The organism is Candidatus Omnitrophota bacterium (assembly GCA_013791745.1).
Lineage (GTDB): Bacteria > CG03 > CG03 > CG03 > CG03 > CG03.
This window is the reverse complement of record VMTH01000046.1, coordinates 1-6,618: the sequence shown is the minus strand read 5'-3', so window position 1 is coordinate 6,618 and position 6,618 is coordinate 1. Positions and strand designations below refer to the sequence as shown.

General features: G+C 45.8%; 6 protein-coding genes. All 6 read right to left on the bottom strand.

Annotated elements, in window-relative coordinates; genetic code table 11:
• Positions 1-91 precede the first annotated feature (91 nt).
• Genes FP827_02345 through FP827_02320 form a run of 6 tightly spaced genes read right to left on the bottom strand, consistent with a single transcriptional unit; the run spans position 92 to position 5,722 of the window.
• Positions 92-1,465, bottom strand: a complete 1,374-nt coding sequence (locus FP827_02345) for an extracellular solute-binding protein (GenBank protein ID MBA3051922.1) — start codon at positions 1,463-1,465, stop codon at positions 92-94.
• A complete protein-coding gene (locus tag FP827_02340) occupies positions 1,351-2,298 on the bottom strand; it encodes a carbohydrate ABC transporter permease (protein MBA3051921.1) in 948 nt (315 codons plus the stop codon). The genes FP827_02345 and FP827_02340 overlap by 115 nt, the downstream gene beginning before the upstream one ends.
• On the bottom strand, positions 2,190-3,119 hold the full coding sequence (locus FP827_02335) for a sugar ABC transporter permease (protein ID MBA3051920.1): 930 nt from the start codon (positions 3,117-3,119) through the stop codon (positions 2,190-2,192). The genes FP827_02340 and FP827_02335 overlap by 109 nt, the downstream gene beginning before the upstream one ends.
• Positions 3,109-4,230: a sn-glycerol-3-phosphate ABC transporter ATP-binding protein UgpC gene (gene ugpC / locus FP827_02330; protein MBA3051919.1), complete on the bottom strand. Its 1,122-nt coding sequence runs from the start codon at positions 4,228-4,230 to the stop codon at positions 3,109-3,111. Before ugpC ends, FP827_02335 begins: the two co-directional genes overlap by 11 nt.
• Before the next feature lie 54 nt (positions 4,231-4,284).
• On the bottom strand, positions 4,285-5,334 hold the full coding sequence (locus FP827_02325; protein MBA3051918.1) for a hypothetical protein: 1,050 nt from the start codon (positions 5,332-5,334) through the stop codon (positions 4,285-4,287).
• A 10-nt stretch (positions 5,335-5,344) separates the two neighbouring features.
• Complete coding sequence (locus tag FP827_02320) at positions 5,345-5,722, bottom strand: hypothetical protein (protein MBA3051917.1); 378 nt, start codon at positions 5,720-5,722, stop codon at positions 5,345-5,347.
• Positions 5,723-6,618 lie beyond the last annotated feature (896 nt).

Below are 6,618 nucleotides of genomic sequence, written 5' to 3'. Positions count from 1 at the left end.
CCTAATTTTTTTCTTTAAAAATATCATAAAATATCCACCTTTTTTTATTGGAATTTTTGAATTATTAGCGATTAAATTACCTCCGTCCCCTTTATTTTTCAATAAGGACTTCTTCTTCTATTTTCTTAGCAATTATATCCAGCGTCTCTTTGACTGTTTTCTTGCCTGCGAGAGCCGCGTACAAATAAGGATTGACAGTATTTGCGAGAGTGGCATAAGAAACAACTTTAGGACGGGCAACGGCCGTTTTCATCTGTTGAAAAAATATTTCTATATCCGGATATTTTGAAAGATCCATGTATTCCGCGGCCTTGATATTAACCGGAATCTGGCCCAGATCGGACGCCCATTTTGCCTGCACCTGGGCGGAAGTCAGATACTTCAGAAATTTAAAGCAAAGTTCGGGATGACGGGCTTTTTGAAGAACAACCATATTAGAACCGCCGACATTTGTTGAAGTGCCGGCAGGCCCCCGGGGAACAAGAGCGATTCCGAAATCCAGTCCCGCATCCCGGAATCTCTTTATATTCCACGGCCCTGTTAAAATCATCGCGTACATTTCGTTAATAAAGCCGGTATCCGGCGCGATCGCTCCGCTCTGCCAGGCGCCGGCCTCAACCTTATGTTTCTGATAAAGATCAACCTTAAACTGAAGCGCCCTGATTCCGGCTTCAGAATTAAGAGCGCATCTTTTTTCGTCATCCGAAAGAAACTTTGCCCCATATGTATTAAAAAACGGAAATGTCCACCACAGCTCCTTATCCATGGCAAATCCAAATTGATCGGAACGCCCGTCGCCGTTTTTATCTTTTGTCAGCAGCTTTGCCGCGGCAAGAAAATCATCCCATGTCCCGGGCGGAGATTTAATACCGCTCTCTCGGAACATTTTTTTGTTATAAAAGAGAGCCGCTCCCGTTGTCTGATCAGGCAGCCCGTAAATTTTTTTAACGCCGTCTTCTATCCACACATTTGAGTCTATCGCGGCCTTCACATAATCTTCCGTGTTTATTTCTCCGTATCGAGTCAGTTCCAGGACAGAAGCGGATTTCACCAGGCGCGGCAGAAAAGCGACATCCACACGCGCCATATCCGGCGCCGTATTCGTTATCATTGACGTCATAAGCTTGGACTCATGGCCTCCCCACGGCACTCTCTGAATATTTATCCGCGTTCCCGGATTGGCTTTCTCAAATTCCCTCGCTATAATTTCAATCTCTTTATGTTCTTCGTTGTTATAGGTTTCCCAGAGGACAACTTCCTTTATGCCGTCGGGCTTATCCTCCCCGGGCCGGCCGCAGGAGTTTAACGCAAAGCAAAACAACAGAGTAATAAAGTAACGTGTTATTTTACTCATTCTTTCACCGCCCCCGCCGTCAGGCCTTCTATAAAAAATCTCTGAAGCGCCAGAAAAAGCACGGCAATCGGTATTATGGAAAAAGCGGAAGCCGCCATTAGCAATGTCCATTGAGTGGCATACTGCCCTCGGAAAAGAGCCAGCCCCACAGGCAATGTCAGTTTAAGGCTGTCGGGCGTATTGACAACAAGCTGCCAGAGAAAATTTGTCCACTGAAAAAGAAATGATAAAAGAAAAACCGTGGTTATGACTGGCATGGACAGGGGAACAATAATATTTTTAAAAATCTGCCATTCGCTTGCGCCGTCAATCTCCGCCGAAGAAATCAGCGCGTCGGGAATTGTTTCCATATGCTGCCTCAGCAGAAAAAGGCCGAAGATGTTCGCCACATGGGGAATAATCATCCCCCTGTAGGTATTGATCCAGCCGAGTTTTGTAACTATGGCAAACTGCGGCACCATGTACATCATACCGGGAATCATGAGGGTTGACAGTAACATCCAAAAAAGAGTTTCTTTAAAAATAAAATTTTTTTTCGCGAAGACATATGCCCCCATTGAACAAAAAAGAGCCGTCATTAACGACCCTGATGTGGCCACAAAAAGGGAATTTATAAAAAACCTTGAGAAAGGAAAGGACTCGTTAGTCCACACCGCCGTAAAATTCTTAAACAGCGGCTGGGCAAAAACAAAATCCAGTTTAAACCCGTGCCCTTCCGCTTTGACAGCGACAAAAAGCATCCAAAAAAAAGGAAACAGCATCAGCAAAGCGCCCAGAATCAAAGCCATCATCAGCAGAGTTTTGTTCAATTTTTCTCTAATTTTTGCTACATCCATTAGTGTTTTTTCCTCATTACTTTCGCATTGACAAGCGAGATTCCCAATGTTATAACCAAAAGGATATAACTCACCGCGGCGGCGTAACCATAGTTCATCGTTTCCCATTTTTCGAACAGATAATAGCCTGAAACCTTGGTAGCGCCCTGAATACCTCCCATAAATTCCACAACGTATGGCCCGCCCTGAGTCATTGAATATATCTCCGTAAAGGCGTTCAGCGAACCTATCGTTCCCATAATAACAAGAAAAAGTATTATGGGCTTAACCAGGGGAATTGTTATAAAAATGAGTTTCTGCCATGCGTTGGCTCCGTCTATATCCGCCGCCTCATAAACCGAAACAGGAATATTCTGTATGGCTGAAAGAAACAGTATCATGCCGAAACCCGCGCCCCTTAGAACCATCGCAATCGCCACTCCGGGTAAAGCTGTCCGCGGATTTGCCAAAATACCTTTGTCTATAAAAGCCCGGAAGCCCATGGAATCCAGAATTTTCGGAAGAATACCGAAATGCGGGCTGTATATGAGTGTCCAGATAATGCCCACAACCAGGATATCCAGAACGCTGGGAAGAAAATAAGCGCTCCTGAAAAGAGAAACTCCCGGAAGTTTATTATTAAGCAGTATCGCCAGTATCAACCCCAGGAACACAGTCATCGGGATCGTCAGTACGGCGTAATAACCCGTCACAATCAGCGACCACCAGAACTTTGAATCATGCAAAAGTTTTATGTAATTTTCAACCCCGACATACTTCATGTCCGAAAAAACATTATACAGATTTGTTGTCCAGCTCACCTTATGCAGGCTCAGCACCAGTGAATATACGACGGGATACGCGAGAAACACAAAGAAAACCACAAGAAAAGGCGCAAGAAACAGATATGCGGTAAGATTGTCGTGGGTTTTTCTGCTGTTAATTTTCATTTATTCTCTTCTCCGTACCGGGGTGGAAAAAATGTATCTTTTCAGCGTTGAAAATCAATTCAAGCCTGTCTCCGGGTTTCACCCTGTTTGAACCTTCTGTTTTCATCACAACTTCCGCTCCTCCCGCGGTTTTGAGATGAACATAATTTTCGCTTCCCATTGGCTCTTCCGCTTCCACGACGACAGGCACGGTATTTTCCGCCTCTTTTACGCCCGCGTAAATCCTGTCTATTATATTCTCCGGACGGATGCCCATAATTAAATTCTTACCGGAAAACGCCGCGAGAAAATCCCTTCCCTTAGGGGTGTATTTCAGCTTAAACCCGCCGGCGGCGGCTTCGCTTATTAAAAATCTTTCGCCATCGCGGGAAATTTTTACTTTTATTAAATTTATCGGAGGTGAGCCTATAAAACCGGCCACAAATTTTGAAACGGGCTGTTCGTAAAGTTTCATGGGATCGTCAACCTGCTGAATATAACCGTCTTTCATCACGACAATTCTGTCTCCCATCGTCATGGCCTCAACCTGATCATGCGTGACATAAATTGAGGTTATCTGAAGTTTCGCATGCAGTTTTTTAATTTCAACGCGCATCTGCACCCTGAGTTTAGCGTCAAGATTCGAGAGAGGCTCGTCAAAAAGAAAAACTTTCGGTTTTCTGACTATCGCCCGGCCCAGCGCCACGCGCTGCCTCTGCCCTCCGCTCAAAGCTTTGGGCCTACGGTCAAGCAGATGTTCTATTTCCAGAATCCTCGCCGCTTCGGTCACCCTTTTTTTTATCTCATCCGCCGGATATTTTCTCAGCTTCAGACCAAAAGCGAGATTGTCCCACACTTTCATATGAGGATAAAGAGCGTAATTCTGAAACACCATCGCTATATCTCTTTCCTTCGGATGAACATCATTCACTATCCGGTCGCCAATGGATAATTCGCCGGCGGTGATTTCTTCAAGTCCGGCTATCAGTCTCAGTGTCGTGGATTTTCCGCATCCGGAAGGCCCCACAAGAACGCAAAATTCCTTATCCTTTATATGCAGGTTAATATCCTTGCATCCCACGACATCACCTTCATAAATCTTCGCGATATTTTTTAAGACAACTTCAGCCACAGTTAAGCCTCCCTTTGCTGTTTACTTTCTTTTGGCGTTTTAATTTCTGATCCGTCACGGCAGGGTTATAACAGAATTACTACCGCCGAGGCCATCGTCCGACGAAGCGGGATTGGAAGGATCTGTTATCCAATTGCCGTCAACAACAAACTTATACTGATATGAGCCGGAACCCAATGGCACAATCACCGACCATATGCCCGCGGAATTTTTGCTCATGCGATTGGCGTCCTGCGACCAGTTATTGAAACTTCCCGCGACAACAACTTTATTAGCGCCTGGCGCGGAACATGTAAAAAGAGTCCCGCCCTTAACCTGCTTAGGGGCCTGAGCGGCGGAAACAGACTTCGCCGCTTCGGAAGAAACCGCGCCGCTGACAGCAACGACGGAATTTACGCCACCAACCCCGTCGTCGGCTGTATTTGAGTTGGCGGGATCCGTCACCCAGTTTCCGTCGACAACGAACTTATACTGATGCGAGCCGGAACCCAAAGGCACAATCACCGACCATATGCCCGCGGAATTTTTGCTCAGGGGATTAGCGTCCTGCGACCAGTTATTGAAACTTCCCGCGACAACAACTTTATTAGCGCCAGACGCGGAGCATGTAAAAAGAATTCCGCCCTTAACCTGCTTAGGGGCCTGAGCGGCGGAAACAGACTTCGCCGCTTCGGAAGAAACCGCGCCGCTGACAGCAACGACGGAATTTACACCGCCGACGCCATCGTCAGCCGTATTGGGATTGGCGGGATCAGCCATCCAGTTTCCGTCGACAACAAACTTGTACTGATGTGAACCGGCAGGCAACTTCAAGACCGTCTCCCAACCGTCCTTCCCCTTTTTTGAGAGGGGATTGGCGTCCTGCGACCAGTTGTTAAAACTTCCCGCGATAACAACTTTATTCGCCGTTCCGCTATAAACAAATTTCACCCCGTTTGCGGTAATGACCGGATTCCCTCCCCCCTGAGATAAAACAGCATCTTTCGGAAGAGGAGCGCAGGCGGCAAGCAAAAGGAACACGCAGGCAAAAGACAATTTGGATTTCATTTTATCCCCCATCAAACTCAAAACAAACGACAAAAAGACACTGTAGCCTGTCGGCATTGTACAACATTCACTTCACAATTAAAAGCGAATTAACATTGCCCGTGCCATCATCAACGGTAAGAGGGTTGTGCGGGTCAAGAATCCACGTGTAGGAATCAAGCACATACTTATATGTATATCTCCCCGAGGGAATATCGGCAAGAGCTTCCCACCCACCGTATTTATTTTTCTTAAGAGCGATAGCCCGTTGTCCCGAAACATTATATTCCCAGCCGTTGAAGTCTCCCGCGACAAAAACGGTTTTGGCCGACGGCGCGTCAAGACGGAAAAGAACTTTACCGTCCGCCTGAAGGGAGGGAGGAGGAATCCTTTCTTTGACCCATGTCAAACTGCAAGATGAAAAAATAAGAATGACCGTCAGAAACTTAAAACAGCTCTTAGCCATATTTTCTCCCGTTTTTTAAGAAACTCATAACCTGAATCCCATCCGGATTCATTATACAAAAAATCTTCCCTTCTATCACTCTCATCTATCAACGCAAAATCGCCGGGCGACATCCCCGCTCCGGCTTCAAGCGTAAAACCGCCTTTTTTGATCCCCATAGATACAGAACTGCACAAATAATCTTTCACTCCGTCTGAAAAATACTGCGGTGAAAATTTAAAGACGAAAATGGAGATATTCTTTTCAGCGGTTATAACCGCTTCTTTTATCTTTTCCTCAGGGTACATTTTGCCGACAAATTTGAGGGTATAACTCTGCCCTTGGAAATTCCCGATGGCCCAGTATTCCTTCCATTCACTGTAGCTTTTTGATTTACCGTAATAATAATTTATCCGGTAAGGATCAAAGGTTTCATACACATCAAAATCCGCAGGGATACTGTTTTTAATTGTCAGCGCTTTAGCGCCTATATATGCCTGTCCAAAATCCCATCTCGCGAGAAAACAATATTCGTCTGACTTTGTCTTGTAATTCCAGAATTCCGAGAATTTTCCGCGCTCACTGCTGTAAGAACACTGCGCCGTTAAGGGGCCTTTATATTTTACTCCCGCCATATATTTGCCCGATTCATAGAATCTCCACCGCTTATCAAGCGCGGCATAGCCCGAACCACCCTCATTCCAGTGAGTGCTGTGCAGCATTTTATTCTCTATCATATACTGGCAGAAATAATCCGCCCGCCCCCGGTTCAGCGCCGTATCAAGAGAAAATGCGTTTTCTTCATTAAAACCTTTATACCAGGGCTGAACACTCTGATTCCCCTGCCAGGTAGGCGGCTGTTCGGGATCCGGAAACCAATTCCAATCACTCGCAAAAGGAAATTTAATTCCCTTTTT

Excerpts from the sequence above, each read along its gene's own strand:
- FP827_02345 (MBA3051922.1), bottom strand. The coding sequence starts at position 1,465 with ATGGACATTGCTAATGGCGGCTTCCGCTTTTTCCATAATACCGATTGC.
- FP827_02340 (MBA3051921.1), bottom strand. The coding sequence starts at position 2,298 with ATGGGAAACGATGAACTATGGTTACGCCGCCGCGGTGAGTTATATCCT.
- FP827_02320 (MBA3051917.1), bottom strand. The coding sequence starts at position 5,722 with ATGGCTAAGAGCTGTTTTAAGTTTCTGACGGTCATTCTTATTTTTTCA.
- FP827_02335 (MBA3051920.1), bottom strand. The coding sequence starts at position 3,119 with ATGAAAATTAACAGCAGAAAAACCCACGACAATCTTACCGCATATCTG.
- FP827_02325 (MBA3051918.1), bottom strand. The coding sequence starts at position 5,334 with ATGCCGACAGGCTACAGTGTCTTTTTGTCGTTTGTTTTGAGTTTGATG.